This window comes from Bizionia saleffrena, assembly GCF_008086175.1.
Lineage (GTDB): Bacteria > Bacteroidota > Bacteroidia > Flavobacteriales > Flavobacteriaceae > Bizionia > Bizionia saleffrena.
Genome location: NZ_VSKM01000007.1, coordinates 41,690 through 61,293, shown reverse-complemented (window position 1 = coordinate 61,293; position 19,604 = coordinate 41,690). Strand labels below are relative to the sequence as shown.

Sequence of the window (19,604 nt, the reverse complement as noted above, 5' to 3'; positions counted from 1 at the left end):
TAAAAATAAGAATAAAAAAACCGCTTGAAAACAAGCGGTTTGGTAATTTATAAAAAAGAAAACTTAACTTTTTGTATTTTCTTGATGTGTACTCGGTAACGTTTCGTAACCCATATTAAAAAGGGTAAAGCCGTAAATATCTGCCCATTCTTCGATTTGCATATCTACTGGTTTTCCTGCCCCATGACCTGCGTTAACATCAATTCTAATTAATCTCGGATTGCTTCCAAATTGTTTCGCTTGTAATTCGGCAGCGAATTTAAAACTATGTGCAGGTACCACACGATCATCGTGATCGCCTGTTAACACCATAGTGGCTGGGTATTCTACGTTTTCTTTAACGTTATGTACTGGAGAGTATGCCAATAAATATGCGAACATTTCTTTACTATCTTCAGCTGTTCCATAATCGTAAGCCCAACCGGCCCCTGAAGTAAACGTATGGTAGCGTAACATATCCAACACGCCAACACCTGGTAGCGCTACGGCCATTAAGTCTGGTCGTTGCGTCATTGTAGCGCCAACCAATAAACCACCATTAGAGCGGCCTGAGATCGCTAAGCGTTTAGAGGTTGTGTATTTTTTATCGATTAGGTATTCCGCGGCAGCGATAAAATCGTCAAATACATTTTGCTTTTGCATTTTCGTTCCCGATTTGTGCCATTCTTTACCATATTCACCACCACCACGTAAATTAGCAACGGCATACACGCCACCTTGCTCTAACCAAACGGCATTTGTAATGCTAAAACTAGGTTGTACGCTTATGTTGAAACCACCATAGCCGTATAGCATTGTTGGGTTGGTTCCGTCCAATTTAAGACCTTTTTTGTAGGTAATAATCATTGGAATTTTCGTGCCATCTTTAGAGGTGTAAAACACTTGTTTAGACTCGAAGTCTTCACTTTTAAAATCTATGGATGGTTTCCAGTAGTTTACAGATTCTCCAGTCTCCACGTTATATTTATAAATACTTCCTGGCGTATTGTAATTTGTAAAGGAATAGTACAATTCTGTCTCTTCTTTGTCTCCTCCAATAGATCCCACAGTACCAATGCCTGGTAAATCTACCTCACGAATTAACTTACCATCGTAATCGTATTGCGTTACTTTTGATACGGCATCTACCATATATTCGGCAAAGAAATTATGGCCTCCTTTAGAGATGGATAGTACGTTTTTAGTTTCAGGAATAAAATCTTTCCAGTTTTCTGCTGAAGGATTTGAAGCGTCCACAGTCACAATTTTTCCGTTTGAAGCGTTTAAATTAGTGTATAAGTACAGTGTGCTACCCACGTTTTCAACTAAGCGCGTATCAGAATCTGTGTTATTAATAATGGGCACTAAAGGCGCATCGAGCTTACTTAAATCTTTTATAAAAAGTTTGTTTCCGGAGGTGGAAACAGCAGCCGATAACACTACGTATTTCTGATCTTTAGTCACTGAGGCCGTAATATAACGGTGTTTTTCTTCAGGTGTTGCACCGTAAACAATAACATCCTCTTTTTGGGCTGTTCCTAATTTATGGTAATACACCTTGTGCTGATCTGTTTTAGCAGTCAACTCGCTTCCTTTTGGTTTGTCGTAACTAGAATAGTAAAAGCCGTCGTTTCCTTTCCACGACACACCACTAAATTTCACGTCTTGAAGAGTGTCTTCGATAACTTCTTTAGTTTCTGTTTTAATAACGATTACTTTGCGCCAATCGCTACCACCTTCAGAAATAGAATATGCGGCAAGGGTACCATCTTCAGTAAAACTTAATCCTGCTAAAGAGGTTGTGCCATCTTTAGAAAACGTGTTAGGGTCTAAAAACACGTCCTCTTTATCGCCGTCTTTTTTGTAGACTACATAATGGTTTTGTATACCATCATTTTTATAGAAATAAGTATTTTTGCCTTCTTTAAAAGGCGCGCCTACTTTTTCGTAATCCCAAAGTGTTTCTAAGCGGTTTTTTAAGTCTGCACGATACGGAATATTATCTAAATAGCCATAAGTTGTTTCGTTTTGTTGTGTTACCCATTCACCAGTTTCGGCACTTATGTCATCTTCCAACCAACGGTATGGATCTTTTATTTCAGTTCCAAAATAGTTAGATACCGTATCTACTTTTTTGGTTTCCGGGTAGTTAACCGTGATTTCTTTTTTTTCTTCTTGCTGTTCGTTTTTACAAGACATAAGCATTGAAAGGGTTAATAAGCAAAGCGCTAATTTTTTCATTATACGATGTGTTTATAGAGTGATCTCAAAAATAATGAAAAAAGGGCTTGTTTTAGATAAACAAACCCTTTTTTAATAGTATAGTTATATCGTTTTCACGAATTATAGTTTTAAAAGACAGCAATCTGTCCGAGATTGAAGTTACACCAGATTATTTTCAACTAAATACTCTGCGATTTGCACCGTATTGGTTGCCGCACCTTTGCGTAAATTGTCACTTACCACCCAAAGGTTTAATGTGTTAGGTTGCGAACCGTCGCGTCTTATTCTACCCACAAACACATCGTTTTTACCATTCGCGTAAATAGGCATTGGATACACATTTACATCGGGATTATCTTGTACAATAATCCCGGGAGTGGCGTGTAATAACTTTCTAACTTCAGAAATATCAAAGTCATTTTCGAACGCAACATTTACCGCTTCACTATGTCCTCCAGAAGTTGGAATGCGCACTGCTGTTGCGGTAACGGCAATTGTTTTATCGTCTAGAATTTTTTGTGTTTCACGAATCAGTTTCATTTCTTCTTTCGTGTAACCGTTATCTTCAAAATCATCGCAATGTGGAATAGCATTTTTGTGTATTGGATAAGGATACGCCATTTCTCCTTTAATACCTGCCAATTCGTTTTCTAATTGTTTAACCGCCTTAACACCTGTTCCAGAAATAGATTGGTACGTCGATACTACAATGCGTTTAATTTTATATTTTTTATGAAGCGGCGCCAATGCCATCACCATTTGAATAGTTGAGCAATTAGGATTCGCTATAATTTTATCGGTTTTCGTTAAGGTTGTGGCATTAATTTCGGGAACAATTAATTTTTTTGAAGCGTCCATTCTCCAAGCTGAAGAATTATCGATTACCGTTGTGCCGACGTCGGCAAATTTTGGAGCCCATTCTAAAGAGGTGTCTCCGCCTGCCGAAAATAAAGCAATATCTGGTTGCATAGCCACCGCATCTGCCAAACTAACAATAGTGTATGTTCTACCTTTAAAATCGACTGTTTTTCCAACGGACTTTTGTGAGGCCACAGGAATAAATTCTGTGATTTTAAATTGGCGCTCGTCTAGAACTTTACGCATAACTTCTCCAACCATTCCGGTTACTCCAACAACTGCTAATTTCATTTTTTTATAACATTTAATCTTACAAACTTATGCTATTTACAACTCTTGTTATTTATAAAAGTTCTAATTTTTTCATAAAAGGAAAGCCGCTCTAACAAATAAAGCGGCTTAGGGTAATAACTCTTTTTAAATTACTTTTTTAAAGCATCTCTAATTTCTTTCAAAATGTCTAATTCTGTAGGGCCTTTAGGCGCTGCAGGCGCTGGTGGTGTTTTTGTTTTATTGTAAGCTTTTACTATAAGGAACAATACAAAACCAACAATGATTAAATTAATAATGGTGTTAATCCATTGTCCGTACATAATAGCATTTTCTGCTTTTATAACCGTTCCATCGGCAGCAAATATGGCTTGGTCGAGAACGATTTTCATATCTGCAAAATCTAAACCACTAGCAAAGTGACCAATTATTGGCATCATAATATCAGAAACAAAACCTTTCACAACGAGCCCCATTGCGCCAGCTAATAAAACGGCAACCGCCAAATCAATGACATTTCCAGTCATTATAAATTTCTTAAATTCTTTAAACATAAGTGGTGTTTTAAGTTAGTTATTGAATAAACAACTAACAAAGTAGTTAATTTTTTGATGAAAAAACGAAAAGATTAACCTATAAACTGAATTTATCTATAAAACACGCGTTTTACACGTTGAGAGATGGCTGTTAATATTTCGTAAGAAATAGATGAGATGGTTTCCGAAAATTGTTCGGCCGTATGTTGGGCTCCAAAAACGATAACTTCGTCGCCTTCGTTACATTTAATAGTAGTTACATCTACCATTATCATATCCATACACACATTGCCTAAAATAGGTGCCTTTTGGTTATTTATAATAACGTAGCCTTTTCTATTGCCATAAGCTCTCGCAATGCCATCGGCATGACCAATAGGTAAAGTTGCCGTTCGCAACGTTTCGGTGGCTTTTAATGCCCGGTTATAACCTAAACTATCGCCACTTTTTAAGGTGTGTATTTGCGAAATGATCGTTTTTAATGTCGCAATGGGCTTTAAATAACTATTGAATTTTGGGTCGTTACCATAACCATACAAGCCTATACCACTTCTTACCATATCAAAATGGGCATTTGGGTAATTTAAGATTCCCGAAGTATTACACTGGTGCAACAACGGTGTATAGCCTAAGCCGTTAACCATTGTAGATGCGATGCTTATAAACTGCTCAATTTGTTGTAATGTGAATGCGCTTTCCTTTAAGTCTTCACTGGCTGCCAAATGAGAAAATAAGGAAGTGACGTTAATGGCTCTTTTGTCTTGTATTATTGAAAGTACATTGGGTATATCAGCTTCAGCAAAACCCAGCCTATTTAATCCCGTATTAAACTTTAAATGTATGGGATAATTAGATTGTTTTTTGTCTTCAGCAACAGCTATAAACGCTTGTAAAACACGCGTGGAATACAGGCTCGGTTCTAGGCAATGTTCTATAATCGTTTCGAAAGATTCTGGCAATGGGTGCAACACCAAAATAGGGGTAGTTATACCCGCTTCACGCAATACAACACCTTCGCTAACATAAGCAACAGCAAAGTAGTCAACGTGTAATTCTTCAAGATACTTAGCTATTTCAACACTATCGCTTCCATAAGCAAATGCTTTTACTACCGCAAGAAATTTAGTATTGGGTTGTAAGCGCGATTTCAAAAACGCAACATTATGTTTTAAAGCTTTTAAATCTATTTCTAAAACGGTTCCTTGTGCTTTAGACATCAAGTTTGTTTTGTTTTATTTCTTCGACAGCAGTTACTTTTAAGGCCTTTAATTTCTCACGTTCCATAGCTTTATAGTAAGCGGCACGACTTAAAGGCTCATACTCTTCGGTTTCTCCTATTAAAACTAAGGCTTCACTGCTTGCTTTACGATGGCTAAATTGTGCTAAATTCCCTGTTTTTGTACAAACAGCATGCACTTTAGTAACGTATTCGGCAGTCGCCATTAAGTTAGGCATTGGCCCAAAGGGGTTGCCTTTAAAATCCATATCTAAACCAGCCACAATAACACGAATGCCTTTATTGGCTAGATCGTTACAGACACGTACAATTTCGTCATCAAAAAACTGAGCCTCGTCAATACCAACCACATCACAGCCATCGGCTAGAATAGGAATGTTTGCGGCCGCAGGAACAGGTGTAGACCGTATTTGGTTAGCGTCGTGCGATACGACCAGATCTTCATCGTAGCGAACATCGACGGTAGGTTTAAAAATTTCCACACGTTGTTTTGCAAATTGGGCGCGTTTTAGTCTGCGGATAAGTTCTTCGGTTTTACCAGAAAACATAGATCCACAAATAACTTCTATCCAACCAAATTGTTCTTTTTGATTTACTGTATTTTCGAGAAACATTTTGTAATTTTAACTCAAGAACGAAATGAATTTTCGTTCTCTATAAAGGTGGCTCAAATTTATTAAAAATCAAAAGCCTAAATTGCATTAAATTCAAAAATTATAAAATTTTTAATTATGAAGAAGAAGTTGGAATCAGAATTAATAAGCATTGCGCACAGGATTCTAAAGTTAAAAGGAAAAGAAGACATAGATAGATTACATAAAGAAGTCGCAGAATTATACGAAAAACTAACGGTTTTAAAATTTGCACAACATAATTTTGAAGACACGCTGCCAACCATTGGTAACGATTCGTCGTTTTTTGATATGTTAGATGTGGCGTTTAATAATAAGGTAAGTGATAATATTGAAGTTGAAAACCGAACCTATATTAACTTAGATGAGAATGAAGATGATGGGATTATGGAGCCTGTAATGGAGAAAATTAAAGATATGGTAGCCCAAATGCCGGAAGAATCTCAAGAAGTTGATGATCTTGTGGACTCCGTAAACAAGCAAATGAAACAGCATGAAACCGATTTTGATGATATTACGGCCGACTTTAATACCATGCCTATTTTCGATAAAGTAACGGGAACATCTCTTAGTGATGAAAAAAAATCGCTAAATGATAAATTAAAAGACAAGGCCTTTTCTATAGGATTGAATGATAAACTCGCTTTTATCAAACACTTATTTGAGGGTGAAAGTGACGATTATCTTCGCGTCATTTCTCAATTAAACACCGTTGGATCTTACTCTGAAGCCTCAGCATTTATTATTGACGTGGTTAAACCAGATTATAATCATTGGACAGGAAAAGAAGAGTACGAAACGCGCTTTATGGAAATTGTTGAAGCGAAATTTAATTAAGTTAATTCCAGTTTAAAAATTAGTAATTAAGATAGACCCAACCAATTAAAGGCTTTTGTAAAGATTTAATGTGAAGTACGTAATAATAGGTGCCCACAGGTAAAAGACTATTTGATTTTGGGAATCCTTTATTAGGAATACCATTCCATTGATTTTTATAATTGACCGCCTCATAAACAAGTGTTCCATATCTGTTATATATTTTAAGTGTATTGTTGGTGTAATCTTCAATACACTTTATTGTAAAGGTATCGTTTCGCTGGTCAGCATTAGGAGAAAACCCTTGCGAAATACTTAAACAATCATCTACCAAAACAGCTGTCGAATCTTCATTATTGGCACTATCATTATCTGTTTCATTAAGATCTATTAAAATAGCTGTATTTAAAAGGTTAATAGAAGATACTACCGTGGCATATACTGTTAATGTTTCTGTGCTATTGGCATTTAAAGTCTCTATAAGCCAAAGGGAGTTTTCTATACTATAAGTACCATTAGTTGTCGTATGCGAATTATAACTATAGCCTTCAGGGAGTTCTTCTAGTACGGAAATAGAATGTGCTGCTGTAGTGCCTATATTAGTCACTGTAATTGTAAATTCTACGGTGTCGCCAATAGAAGCTTCAGCTGGGGTTACCGATTTTGAGATCTCAATATCGACATCTGTAGGGTCTTCAATAACAGTTAAAGTTGCACTAGCTTGCGAGGAATCAATGTTGTTTTGATTAGAGAAATTAGCAGTATTATTTAAATAAAGACCAGGCGTCTGTGAGGTCACCGGAATAGCAAACGTACAATGCGATACCCCTTCCGGAAACGTTAAGTTTGTTACGCTAAAGGCTGTTTCTTCTGGGTTTACAGAAAATGTTGCCGTACAACCATTATCTTCAATCCAATTTGCAGTGCCGTTAATTACAATGCCATTTGGTAGATTATCTGTGAATGAAATAGCACTTTGAGCAGGGTTACCAGAAATATTAGTGACAGTAAATTCTAAAACACTTTGTTCGCCAACAATAATACTATCTGGTATAAAAACTTTTGTTACTGTTGGTGCAATAACTTGAATATTGCTAATAGAAATGTTTGTTTCTGGTGTCAACTCTTCATTATCACTAGGGTTTGGGATGGCTTCTGCGATGTTTGTAAAGGCACCTCCAAAATTAGGGGCTTGGGTTGGTATTATAAGTTGTATGGTCGACCCCGTATCCATACTCGTTATGAGGCCGCTAACCGTCGTGCCATTTACAGTCATATTTTGGGTACAAGTGGCATTCCCGTTTGTAACGGTACACGTTGGTGTGCCGGTTATTGTGAATTCTGAACCCAGTACACTTGTAAAATCAATATTGATAGCATTAGAACTTGTGCTGCTAGTAGTAATATCTACAATCCAATTAAAGTTTTGGTTTACACCAACGGTAGTAAATTGCGGATAAGTTTGAACTATTAAATCCACACACGGCGCGAAATAGGTGGTTGCAATGGCGAGGTTATTAGACATATTATTGTCGGGTTCGGCATTTACATTAGCAATAGAAGCGGCATTTGTAACAGCAATGGCGTTATTTGAGCATTCAGGTTCCCAGTGAACGACCACGCTAAAAGTAACCGAGCTTTGAGCTGGTAATATATAATTGTCTTCTGCACCAATAGACCAAAACACATCTTCAATTCCCTCTTCTGGTTCGCCATCTAAAAGTACATTAATATTCGCATTAGTAACTGTAATACATGAGGCGTTTCCAGTGGTTGCAATACAGTCTACAGAAAGTAACGATGCTGAAGCTAAAGCGTTTGCGCCTTGCGGCATAAAATCTCTTATAGTTACAGGAGTATCTTCAGCACTGGTGTTAAAGGCTGTAATGGTATACGTTACAGGCCCCCAGCCTGTGGTGTTTAGCGCATCTTCTCCTTGAGGTAATGCTGGGCTTATTTGTGTTTTCGTAATGGCTAAATCAATAAAATCTTCTGGCTCGCAAGCATCAATTCCGGGAAGAATGACGTAGTCACTTTCATAATTATTATCTAAGTTACTGTCAGTTATTTCATTCGACACTATATTTATAGCACTTCTAATATGGCCTTCAGAATTATTTGGCGGTGATACAACACACGAATTAGGCTCTAAGAAACTCACAATAGTTGTAAAGGTTACTGTGCTATTTGCGGGCAAATTAAAAACACTGGTTTCCCAAAGCTGGCTTGAAAGGTTAATCGTGAAATCGGAACATAAAACTGATCCTGTGTTGCTATCGCAGGTGACAGAAGTAATAGACCAATTAATGTTTGACGATATATTCTGAAGAAATGCTTTTACAGGAGCTTCTAAAGGCCCGTTATTACACAGTGTAGTTTCTAAAGTGATTAGCTCCCCCCATTCTAGTGATGAGTTTGGGTCTGGATTTAATTGGATGGTTTCTATGCAAACATCGGCAACAGGACATAAAGTAGATTCTAATAATGGCGTTAAAACACTATTGGACGTATTTGGAGATTCGTTGGCATGATTTATAGCTATGGTCGAAGTGCTTTCTACCGCTAAGGGTTGCATATTCATACCGCAATTAGGATCTAAAAATTTGTAAATCACCTCAAAAGTTAACGATCCGCCTACGGTAAACTCTATCGGTGTAGTCATATTTATAAAAGTATGACTCCCCATTAAATTAATTATTGATGGGTCTAAACTTGGAATAATTGGGCAAAGTGTTCCGTTGGTAGCATCAATACAAATCAGCGATTGGAGTTGTACGTTTGGAAAGCCGTAAGATAATGGCGAGGCTAATTGCAGTGCGCTAGAAAAACTTTCTAACGGAAAAGCAATACTACTATTATTGGTAATTGTAAAGGTGTAGGTAACGGTGTCATTCCAAGCTGAAATTCCGGTGTTTTCAGGTGGCGCTATTTGAGATTGTGTAACTGAAAAGTCTATAGGTAAATCGGTGATGTCTATAGAAATTATAGAAGTGTTATTTGAGGTGTTACTATCTGTTGTACCATCGGGAGGAGAAACAACGGCATTCGAGGCTATCCCTCCGGGAGATGTTGGTGCTTTTACCGAAACTCTAATCTGAACACTAGAATTTGAAGGCAAAGAGGCGATTGTACCTGTAAGTGTTCCAAAGAAATAATTTAAATTACTTACTAGCGATGCTCCCCCGTTATTATTAAAACTTTCGGCATTTATATACGTTAAATTTCCATTTAATGTTTGCGAAAATGAGGCATTGTTAACAGTAGCACCAGAATTTATAATGGTAATTATATATTGAAAATCTTGATAAATAGAGGCTTGAGAAATAGGTGTTCCAGAAGTGTTTTGTGCTGCGATAACGATAGATAAGTCGGCAGATTGGGCATTGGTTTGTACGACGAATAACGACAAGAAAACAAAACAAAAAGTAAATTTAAACATAAAGAGTGTGGTTAGGCTGGTTCTTTAAAGATACTTAAAATCTAAAAGGGTGCGTCAAACTCAATTAAAAGATTGTAAATTTGATGTTCAATATAGCCTTTTTATATGAGTAAATTATATATCGTTCCTACACCCATTGGAAATTTAGAAGACATTACCCTGAGAGCATTAACTGTTTTAAAAGCTGCCGATTGTATTTTGGCTGAAGATACGCGTACCTCCGGAAAACTATTAAAGCATTTCCAGATTACAACACACATGCAAAGTCACCATATGCATAACGAGCATAAAACGACAGAGCGTATTGTAGAGCGTATTAAAGGAGGTGAAACGATAGCGTTAATTAGCGACGCAGGCACACCTGCTATTTCAGACCCTGGGTTTCTACTTACCAGAGCGTGTGTAGAAAACGGTATTGAAGTCGATTGTCTTCCGGGTGCCACCGCTTTTGTTCCTGCTTTAGTAAATAGCGGATTGCCAAATGATAAGTTTGTTTTTGAAGGTTTTTTGCCAGTTAAAAAAGGACGCCAAACTAGATTGCTAACTTTAGCCGAAGAAACGCGAACCATTATATTTTACGAATCACCACATAAACTTATTAAAACCTTAGGCCATTTTTGTGAGTATTTTGGTGAAGACAGACCGGTTTCAGTGTCTCGAGAACTTACAAAAATGTATGAAGAAACCATTCGCGGAACAGTAAAAGAGGTTTTAGAACATTACACGAACAAGCCACCAAAGGGTGAAATTGTAATTGTAGTGGGCGGAAAAAGTAAATAAGTCTATAAATGAAGACGCTCCTTCATCATATTAAAGATTGCACCATTTGCTCAGCGCATTTGCCACTTGGGCCGCGTCCAGTGGTGACGGCTCATAAAGCGTCTAAAATTATTATTATTGGGCAAGCACCGGGAATACGTGTGCACAGATCTGGAGTTCCTTGGGGCGATCCTAGCGGAAACCAATTGCGAAAATGGTTGGACGTTACTAAGGAAGCGTTTTACGACACCAAAAATTTTGCCATCGTTCCTATGGGGTTTTGTTATCCGGGAAAAGGAAAGTCTGGAGATTTGCCGCCTCGTCCCGAATGTGCACCACAATGGCACGATACTTTGTTAGAGCGCATGCCCAATGTAAAGTTGGTGTTACTAATAGGGTTGTATGCTCAAAAGTATTACTTAAAAAAAGACGCTAAAAGAACACTCACAGAAACGGTCGCTAATTTCAACGACTATCTACCACATTATTTACCATTACCGCATCCGTCGCCAAGAAACCGGTTTTGGCTATCTAAAAACCCGTGGTTTACAACCGATGTGTTACCTGTTTTAAAAGAAAGAGTGGCAGAAATTATCGGTAAATAATTGTATTTATGTTTATAACTTAGTAATGTTTTTTACTAATGTTATGCATCTTTTCAACATAAAAGTGTTCACTGGCTTTCCAGTAAAGAATTTTATCTAGGTCACGGTTTTTCTTGTTTTCAAATCTATAGGGGCGTTAGTTCGTTAGTATTAAGTTTTGCTTCTTACTTCTAGAAGTGAGACGGTCTTGTGTCATTTATCAGACAATAACGGTTATATGTGCTTTCAGATTAAACTTTAATGTTTCATTAATAGAAAGCTGTTTTTAGTTTATTAACTTAAGGTTTTAAACCGAAAACGATGAAATCTAAACACTATAATGTATTTGTAATTGGCTCTGGAATTGCCGGGCAAACTGCAGCAATAGCCTGTGCCGAAAAAGGCTTGTCTGTCGCCATCTCCGATAATAGAGAGTTTGGTGGTACGTGCGCAAATCGTGGTTGCGATCCAAAAAAAGTATTAATTCAGTTTTCAGATTTGCTAGAACAAACGCAGCGATTAAAAGGTTTAGGGGTTTCCAAATTGCCAGAAATAGACTGGAAGGCTGTTCAAAATTTTAAATCTCAATTCGTAGATGCTATTCCTAAAAACACAGAAACAAATTTGAAGGATTTAAACATCGATTTATACCATCAATCTCCAGAGTTTGTTAATGAAAACGAAATCTTAGTGGAAGGTAAAAGCATCACGGCCGATTATTTTGTAATCGCTACCGGAAACATTCCTCGCGAATTGCCAATACCGGGTAATGAGTATTTGGAAACTAGCGATGCTATTTTAGATTTGGAAGCTATTCCAAAATCCGCAAGTTTTATAGGGTCGGGATATATTGGGATGGAATTTGCAACTATGCTATCTATTTTGGGGTGTAAAATCACTGTTTTTGACTATAATAGTAGTGCATTAAGCCATTTCGATCCTTTTTTAGTCGCACAATTACAGCTTAAAATGGAAGAGCTGGGTGTTACATTCGTATTCAATGCTGAGGTAACGGCCATAGAGAAATTGAATAAAAATCTAAGACTCCATTACACGTTAAGTGGGAAAAAACACACTCATAAAAGTCGAAACGTATTTAATACAGCTGGTCGCGTGCCTTCAATAGGAATGCTAAATCTTGAGAGTGCTAATATAGATTATGACGACTCCGGAATTATAGTGAATGCACATCTTCAAAGTAAAACTAATGCGCGTGTTTATGCGTGCGGCGATGTGTCTAATGCTTCATTGCCATTAACACCATTATCCGGTTTGCAAGGCAGTATTGTAGGAAAGAATATTACCTATGGCAATGTCAAAGCATTTCAATTTCCTATTGTGCCTTCAACGGTTTTTACACAGCCTAATATAGCGTCGGTAGGTTTATCGGAAGATGACGCCAAAAAACGCTACAAAGATATTATTGTGTATAAAGGTAATTTATCGCACGGTTATAATGCGAAAAAGGAAAACGCGGCGGTATACGCGTATAAAATTTTGGTAAACAAAAGAACCGAAACTATTGTGGGTGCCCATTTGCTAAGTGCTGAAGCTAATGAAACCATTAATATTTTTGTAATGGCAATGGCTCAAGAAATGACAGTTTCAGAATTCAAAAGACTAATTTTTACGTATCCGTCTTATAGCATCGATTTAAAATATATGTTAAAAAACTGACGGCAAATGGTCTTAACATTCCGGTTTAATTTTGTTCAATTTACAAAGCGCTCTAAAAACAAGAAAAACACCCCTTTTTTAATGTAAAGTAACCATTAAAGCCTTGAGACGACTCTTTTTTTACAATTTTAAATGGTATTTTTACATTAATAAAAAATAAAAAACTCAAGAAAAATGACAAATAAAATTACAACGAATTGGATTGGTGGAATGCAGTTTGAATCGGATAACCCAAGCGGTAAAACAGTCGTAATGGACACAGATGTTGAAGGCAGCACAGAGCGTTTTGGCCTGTCTCCAAAAGCGATGATGTTATCGTCTCTAGCTGGTTGCTCTGGTTTGGACGTTGTTTCTGTTTTAGAAAAAATGAAGGTTGACGACTATACGTTTAAAATGGAGGTAGAAGGCGAGTTAACCAGCGAGCACCCGAAGTATTACCATAAGGTAACGGTCGATTACCATTTTTATGGCGCTAATCTAAGTGAGTCAAAAATTAATAAAGCTGTAAGTTTGTCTGTAGATAAATATTGCGGTGTAATGGAGATGTTTCGAAAGTTTGCAACCGTAAAAACAAACATCCACTTACACGCTGTTAATTCTTAAGAAGAGAGTCTGTTAAAATCTTCTTTTCATTTTTTTAAATTATTAAAACTTATATTGTGTAATGCGTTGGACATTAAAGCCTATCCCAAACAGTGAAACCGTAGCTACTTTGCAAAATGCTTTGCAGGTAGAGCCTGCTATCGCTTCACTTTTGGTGCAACGTGGAATTGAAACATTCGAGCAAGCTAAATACTTTTTCAGACCAATTTTAAGCGATTTGCACGATCCATATTTAATGAAAGATATGGAGAAGGCGGTGCAGCGCATAGAGCACGCGATTGTAAATAACGAAAATATTTTGGTCTATGGCGATTATGACGTGGACGGTACGACCGCCGTATCGTTAATGTCCTCTTATTTGCTTACCGATTACCCAAATGTTGCGACGTATATTCCGGACCGTTACGACGAAGGTTATGGCGTGTCTTTTAAAGGAATAGATTTTGCAAACGATAACGATTTCTCTCTAATTATTGCACTCGATTGTGGTATAAAAGCCATCGATAAAGTCGCGTATGCTAAAGAAAAGAACATTGATTTTATTATCTGCGATCACCACAGACCAGGCGCTCAAATTCCCGATGCTGTTGCTATTCTAGATCCCAAGCAAGACGATTGTAATTACCCTTTCGATGAGCTTTGTGGGTGTGGCGTTGGTTTTAAATTAATACAAGCGTTGGCTTCAAAAAAAGGACAAACCATTGACGATTTAATCCCGTATTTAGATTTGGTAGCGACGGCTATTGGAGCGGATATTGTTCCTATAATTGGCGAAAATCGGATTCTCGCTTATTTTGGATTGCAAGTTATAAATAGTGCACCCAGAGCGGGGTTTAAAGCCATAATAAATCAGATTAAGAAGGATACATTAACTATTACCGATGTTGTTTTTATTATCGCACCGCGTATAAATGCTGCGGGAAGAATGAAACACGGGCAATATGCGGTTAATTTATTAACTGAAAGCGATGTGGCCATAGCGAAGCAATATGCCGCAGAAATTGAAGCGTTTAACTTAGACAGACGAGAAACCGATAAACAGATAACGCAAGAAGCGTTACAGCAAATTGAAGATTTAAAAGATCAAGATCGAATAACGACGGTAGTTTACAGCGAAAGTTGGCACAAAGGCGTTATTGGTATTGTCGCGTCTCGATTAATAGAAACCTATTACCGCCCAACGTTGGTGTTTACCAAAAGCGGAAACAAATTAGCTGCTTCAGCTCGGTCTGTAAAAGGATTTGATGTGTATAATGCGCTCGAGGCATGCTCAGAATTTATCGAGCAGTTTGGAGGACATAAATATGCTGCGGGATTAACTTTAGAGGAGAAAAATTACGATGGGTTTAAACGAAAATTCGAGGAAGTTGTTTTAGCCACTATAGATAAGCGGTTACTAACACCAGAAATTATTGTAGATACCGAAATTAATTTAAACGATATCACGCCTAAATTTTACCGTATACTAAGTCAGTTTGCCCCTTTTGGACCGAGTAATATGGCTCCTGTTTTTATGTCTGATTATTTAAAAGACACGGGCTACGGGAAATGTGTGGGAGAAGATAAATCGCATTTACGCCTTACGGTTAAACAAGATGAAAGTCAGCAATTGGTTTGTATCGGTTTTGGTCTCGGTGATAAACTGGACGTGATTAAAAATAATACAACCTTTAAAGCCGCGTATTCTATAGATGAAAACCATTGGCAAGGAAACATATCGCTACAACTGAAATTACAAGATATTAAAGGATAATATGTTTAATTTTTTGGGTTTTAAACTGAAAAATACAATCTCACTCTTTCGCTTTTAAAATTATAAACAGGTATGGAGTACTTAAAAATTTATGTTGATTATATCGCGAATGCTGTTGAAATGATTGGAGTACTTACTATTTTAATTGGTATTGTGTATTCGCTTTTGAAGTATTTGTACTATTTAAAACAGCCAAAAATATTTACATATATCGATTTGAGGCAAGCTCTAGGTAAATCGATTTTATTAGGATTAGAAATTTTAATTGCTGCCGATATCATGGCGACTATAGTTACGGAACCCACCTTAAGATCGGTCTTAATTTTATGTGTAATTGTACTTATTAGAACCGTTTTAAGTCTGTCGTTACAAGTGGAATTAGAAGGTCGATTCCCATGGCAACGTGAGGTTGAAAAAGAAGAATAAGAGCTTGGTTTTTAATTCGGAAAAGACAGAGCGACCTCTTAAGCATTGTGAGGTGCTAATACGTTTTTAGTTCCAATGTTTTACCGTCAAAAACGGCGTACGTGTAATAAATAATCCAATCGCCTAAATTAACGTACTTAGAATTATCGTTGAGGTTTATTTCTAAAGGTAAATGGCGATGGCCAAACACAAAATAATCCCTGTGTTTTGTTTCTAATTTGCGCTTACAATATTGCGCGAGCCATTCGTTATCTTCTCCTAGAAAAATAGCATCGTCATCTCCTGAGATCAGTTTGTTTTTTACCGATAGATATTGTGCAACGCGCACACCAATATCTGGATGTAACCAGCGAAACAACCATTTTGAAACAGGGTTTGAAAACACCTTTTTCATTCGTTTGTAGCCTTTGTCGCCAGGTCCTAACCCGTCGCCGTGGCCAATAAAAAACGTTTTGTCGTTAAATACAAATTCTTTAGGTTTGTGGTAAACCGGAATGTTTAATTCGTCTTCGAAATAGCCGTTCATCCAAAGATCGTGATTTCCTACAAAGAAATAGACAGGAATTCCAGAATCGGTAATTTCGGCAAGTTTGCCCAATGTTCGCGTAAATCCTTTCGGGATTACCGTTTTGTATTCGGCCCAGAAATCGAATAAATCACCCAATAAAAAAATAGCGGCTGCATCTTCTTTAATTTCGTCTAACCACGCCACAAACTTCTTTTCTCGCACAAAAGAGGCTTCTTTGGTTGGAGCTCCCAAATGATTATCGGAAGCGAAGTATATTTTTTTTCCTTCGGGAATGTGCATATTTAAATGGAGTAATGGGTTTGCGTTAAGGATTGAAGCTTTGTTGGAGCTCTCCCGATGGGTATCGGGAAGCGACTGCTGAAAGCCTGACCTGCAGGGTAACGCCCAAATTATTAATTATCTGCGGCGTACCATTCGGCATAAGACGAATCGGTTTCTTGTAATTTTAACGCGTATAATTGTATGTTTTCTGGTAAGCGTTGTTTTATTTTTTGGGCAAAGTCAATCACCATCATTTCGCTTGTTGGTTGGTAATCTACCAATAAAACGTTGTGGTCTCTTTTTTGTAACTCTCTGGCGAGCTCGACGTGTGGCGTGTTTTTATTAAAAACGGTGGCGTGGTCGAAAACATCTACGATTTCTTCTTTTACTATTTTTTTTAAATCGCCAAAATCTATAACCATTCCAAACTTTACATTGCTGTTGTCTTTAATAGGTTTACCGATAACGGTTACCGATAGCTTATAACTGTGGCCGTGTACGTTTTTGCATTTTCCGTCGTAACCGTAAAGGGCGTGACCGGTTTCGAAAGAGAATAGCTTTGTAATTCGAATATTACTCATGAAGTCCTTATTTTTCGTTGCAAATATACCAATTTTACAAAAGCGATTAGCCTATAAATGCTATTAAGTGGGTTTGGTGTTGTAGTCGCGTTTTAGCGCTTGTTACGATTTCTGTTTACGATGTAAATAATAATTAATGCTAAGCCTAAGAGTAGAAAAATACCGTTACCTCCTAAAAATTTAAAAAAATCCATTGCGTTTATTTTATGGTGTTAATATTGAGTTTTGGTTAGCGGTTTAAAAATTCTTTTCTAAAGAGAACAATTAAGGGAACGCCGCGTGCAATAATCCAAAAGGTTAAGGCGATAAAAATACCTTGAAGTTTGAGATTATAATGGTCTAAAAGTAATAAAATTGGAATAAAAATAAGGCTTGTAGACATTAATAATAAATTTCTAAGTGATTTCATTTTTCCGAGGCCTTTAAACATACCGTCGAAAATGAAGGCCAAAGCGCATAGCGGTTGCATTGCTAAAACAATCCAGAAAACAGAATAAAACTGAGTTAAAACTTCGGGGGAATCGGTAAAAATATCACCAATTCTATAATAAAAAAGAGTTCCTAAAATGGCTAAAATAACTCCTAAAACAATACCGTATTTTATAAGTGTATTACTTAATGAAATTAATTTATTAAAGGCATTAGCGCCATAGAGTTTACCCGATAATATATTTCCGGCACTGGCATAACCATCGATAACAAAAGCCCCAAAAAACCATAAGTTTATGGCGATAGTGTAAGCTGCAATATATTCGGGGCCATAGCCAGTAGCAAAAGTCGTCGCGAAATACAGGGTAACGTTTAACGCAATTGTTCTAATGACTAAATTACCAATCATCGTTAAAAACTTACCGATTTCGTGATTAAAAGGCAAGGTAAATCGTAAGGGAATAGGTGTTTTTTTTAGTAACAATACAGCCGATAAAGCAGCCATTATTCCCTGTGCAATGACGCTGGCATAAGCTGCGCCCTCAATATGCATTGCCGGTATGCAACCCGGAATACCGTACACCAAAGCGAAGTCTAAAATAATATTTGTTGTCGCCCCAATAATGGCTATAATCATGGGGTAATAGGTGTTTTGTAAACCTCTAAAAGCACCAAAAACAGCAATAGTAAACAGTGTAAACGGGAAACCAAAGACCCTAATTTTATAATAGACTTCGGTATAATCTAAAATTAAGTCTGTCGCATTATAGAGTTTAAAAATAGACCGAGCAAAAGGAAAAGTTGCTAAAATAATTAACACGCTTAAAGAGGTAATAATAACGATGGCTTGTGCTGGTAAATTTTTTACTTGGTCTAATTTATTGGCGCCTAAATATTGTGAGACAATAGAAGAAATGGCACTTCGGGTTTGCCCAAAGACCCAGATAAGCATAGATAAAAACGTGGTTACGATACCAACGGCAGCTAGAGATTCGGTCGCGTTGAGGTCGACATTGCCAACAATTGCAGCATCGGTTAGCGATAATATAGGCTCGGCAACGCCCGCTATTAAAGCTGGAATCGCTAATCGGTTAATTGTTTTTATGCTAATATCTACAGACACTATTTTATATTTTAAGAGTAGGGCAAAGGTGTGAAATTTTTAGGATAATAATCTGTATTTTTGTTCTCGAAATCGTTATATTAATAGTTATGAAAAATATCTTAGTTCCAGTCGGATCCTCGAAAAATGCAATATCTCACTTACAATATGCTGTAGATTTTGCGAGAGCAACCGGAGCAAGACTTTACGTGGTTCAAATTTATAATATCTACTCGAAAGCGGGGGCTATGATTAAAATTGACGACATTTTAGAGCGTGAAAGTTTACTGTTTTTAAAAGAGCACATCTCTAAAGTAGACACCAAAGGGGTAGATATTGTCGCTAAAACATTTAAAGGGACTCTAATTGAAACCTTAGAATTGGTTAGTGCTTCTCTAGATATTGATTTAATAGTTTTAGAGCCTAGAATTAGTTCGACTAAAAATGAAGTGTTTTTAGGAAAAACCTCAGGAAAAATTATAAAACAGACTAAAATTCCTGCTTTAATAGTCCCTGAAGATTATAAGTTTAGGCCAATACAGACCATTTTATTGGCACTTAAATCGGCCATTATAAAAAAAGGAGATGCTTTAGATCCTTTGAAGATAATTAAAGACGATTTTAAAGCAAACGTAAGCTTACTACTAGTAAAAACACCGTTTTATAAGCCTGGCGATTTTGATATTACGACCGATTTAAAAGCGTTAGTGAATTCAGTGACCGAGTCTGAGAACGGAACCACATTTCAAGGTGTTTTAGAACATTATAAAGAAAACAATCCTGATATGTTATGTGTGGTACGACGTAAACGCGGTTTTTTTAATAAGCTTTGGGAAAAGAACGTTATTTTGAAGAGAGATTTTCATTCAACTAACTTGCCGGTTTTAGTACTTAAAGAATTAAAATAAAA

At 36.9% G+C, this 19,604-nt stretch carries 17 protein-coding genes; 8 read left to right on the top strand and 9 right to left on the bottom strand.

Going from position 1 to position 19,604, the window contains the following annotated elements; all coding sequences use genetic code 11:
- Nucleotides 1-63 precede the first annotated feature (63 nt).
- The 5 genes from ES676_RS08050 to ES676_RS08030 form a co-directional block, all read right to left on the bottom strand.
- On the bottom strand, nt 64-2,220 hold the full coding sequence (locus ES676_RS08050) for a prolyl oligopeptidase family serine peptidase (RefSeq protein ID WP_148369811.1): 2,157 nt from the start codon (nt 2,218-2,220) through the stop codon (nt 64-66).
- Between the two features lie 141 nt (nt 2,221-2,361).
- Complete coding sequence (locus ES676_RS08045; protein ID WP_148369810.1) at nt 2,362-3,351, bottom strand: aspartate-semialdehyde dehydrogenase; 990 nt, start codon at nt 3,349-3,351, stop codon at nt 2,362-2,364.
- Between the two features lie 131 nt (nt 3,352-3,482).
- Nucleotides 3,483-3,884, bottom strand: coding sequence for a large conductance mechanosensitive channel protein MscL (gene mscL / locus ES676_RS08040; protein WP_148369809.1), 402 nt, complete (start codon nt 3,882-3,884; stop codon nt 3,483-3,485).
- A 92-nt stretch (nt 3,885-3,976) separates the two neighbouring features.
- Nucleotides 3,977-5,083: an alanine racemase gene (gene alr / locus ES676_RS08035; RefSeq protein WP_148369808.1), complete on the bottom strand. Its 1,107-nt coding sequence runs from the start codon at nt 5,081-5,083 to the stop codon at nt 3,977-3,979.
- Nucleotides 5,076-5,717: a thymidine kinase gene (locus ES676_RS08030; protein ID WP_148369807.1), complete on the bottom strand. Its 642-nt coding sequence runs from the start codon at nt 5,715-5,717 to the stop codon at nt 5,076-5,078. Before ES676_RS08030 ends, alr begins: the two co-directional genes overlap by 8 nt.
- A gap of 117 nt (nt 5,718-5,834) precedes the next feature.
- Between ES676_RS08030 and ES676_RS08025 the strand changes: the two genes are divergently transcribed.
- Nucleotides 5,835-6,572 (top strand): hypothetical protein, encoded by a 738-nt coding sequence (locus tag ES676_RS08025; protein WP_148369806.1) that lies wholly within the window; start codon nt 5,835-5,837, stop codon nt 6,570-6,572.
- Between the two features lie 19 nt (nt 6,573-6,591).
- Here ES676_RS08025 and ES676_RS08020 read toward each other — a convergent pair whose 3' ends face one another.
- On the bottom strand, nt 6,592-9,990 hold the full coding sequence (locus ES676_RS08020; RefSeq protein ID WP_148369805.1) for a DUF7933 domain-containing protein: 3,399 nt from the start codon (nt 9,988-9,990) through the stop codon (nt 6,592-6,594).
- A 105-nt stretch (nt 9,991-10,095) separates the two neighbouring features.
- Between ES676_RS08020 and rsmI the strand changes: the two genes are divergently transcribed.
- The 6 genes from rsmI to ES676_RS07990 all read left to right on the top strand — a co-directional run bounded on the left by rsmI (nt 10,096) and on the right by ES676_RS07990 (nt 15,792).
- Nucleotides 10,096-10,770, top strand: coding sequence for a 16S rRNA (cytidine(1402)-2'-O)-methyltransferase (rsmI, locus tag ES676_RS08015; RefSeq protein WP_148369804.1), 675 nt, complete (start codon nt 10,096-10,098; stop codon nt 10,768-10,770).
- 8 nt (nt 10,771-10,778) lie between these two features.
- On the top strand, nt 10,779-11,354 hold the full coding sequence (locus tag ES676_RS08010; RefSeq protein WP_148369803.1) for a uracil-DNA glycosylase family protein: 576 nt from the start codon (nt 10,779-10,781) through the stop codon (nt 11,352-11,354).
- Between the two features lie 300 nt (nt 11,355-11,654).
- Nucleotides 11,655-13,010: a dihydrolipoyl dehydrogenase family protein gene (locus ES676_RS08005; protein WP_148369802.1), complete on the top strand. Its 1,356-nt coding sequence runs from the start codon at nt 11,655-11,657 to the stop codon at nt 13,008-13,010.
- 174 nt (nt 13,011-13,184) lie between these two features.
- The gene (locus ES676_RS08000; protein ID WP_148369801.1) at nt 13,185-13,613 is read left to right on the top strand and encodes an OsmC family protein; all 429 of its coding nucleotides are present in this window, start codon (nt 13,185-13,187) and stop codon (nt 13,611-13,613) included.
- Nucleotides 13,614-13,674: 61 nt separating this feature from the next.
- Nucleotides 13,675-15,366, top strand: coding sequence for a single-stranded-DNA-specific exonuclease RecJ (gene recJ, locus ES676_RS07995; protein ID WP_148369800.1), 1,692 nt, complete (start codon nt 13,675-13,677; stop codon nt 15,364-15,366).
- 72 nt (nt 15,367-15,438) lie between these two features.
- The gene (locus ES676_RS07990; RefSeq protein WP_148369799.1) at nt 15,439-15,792 is read left to right on the top strand and encodes a DUF1622 domain-containing protein; all 354 of its coding nucleotides are present in this window, start codon (nt 15,439-15,441) and stop codon (nt 15,790-15,792) included.
- Between the two features lie 55 nt (nt 15,793-15,847).
- On the opposite strand, the gene ES676_RS07985 is transcribed toward ES676_RS07990, so the two are convergent.
- The 3 genes from ES676_RS07985 to ES676_RS07975 form a co-directional block, all read right to left on the bottom strand.
- A complete protein-coding gene (locus tag ES676_RS07985; RefSeq protein WP_148369798.1) occupies nt 15,848-16,600 on the bottom strand; it encodes a UDP-2,3-diacylglucosamine diphosphatase in 753 nt (250 codons plus the stop codon).
- Nucleotides 16,601-16,713: 113 nt separating this feature from the next.
- Nucleotides 16,714-17,163: a 6-pyruvoyl trahydropterin synthase family protein gene (locus ES676_RS07980; protein ID WP_148369797.1), complete on the bottom strand. Its 450-nt coding sequence runs from the start codon at nt 17,161-17,163 to the stop codon at nt 16,714-16,716.
- A gap of 229 nt (nt 17,164-17,392) precedes the next feature.
- A complete protein-coding gene (locus tag ES676_RS07975) occupies nt 17,393-18,715 on the bottom strand; it encodes an MATE family efflux transporter (protein WP_148369796.1) in 1,323 nt (440 codons plus the stop codon).
- Nucleotides 18,716-18,804: 89 nt separating this feature from the next.
- On the opposite strand from ES676_RS07975, the gene ES676_RS07970 reads away from it, so the two are divergent.
- Nucleotides 18,805-19,602 carry a universal stress protein gene (locus ES676_RS07970; RefSeq protein WP_148369795.1) on the top strand — a complete coding sequence of 266 codons (798 nt, stop codon included), beginning with the start codon at nt 18,805-18,807 and terminating at the stop codon, nt 19,600-19,602.
- Nucleotides 19,603-19,604 lie beyond the last annotated feature (2 nt).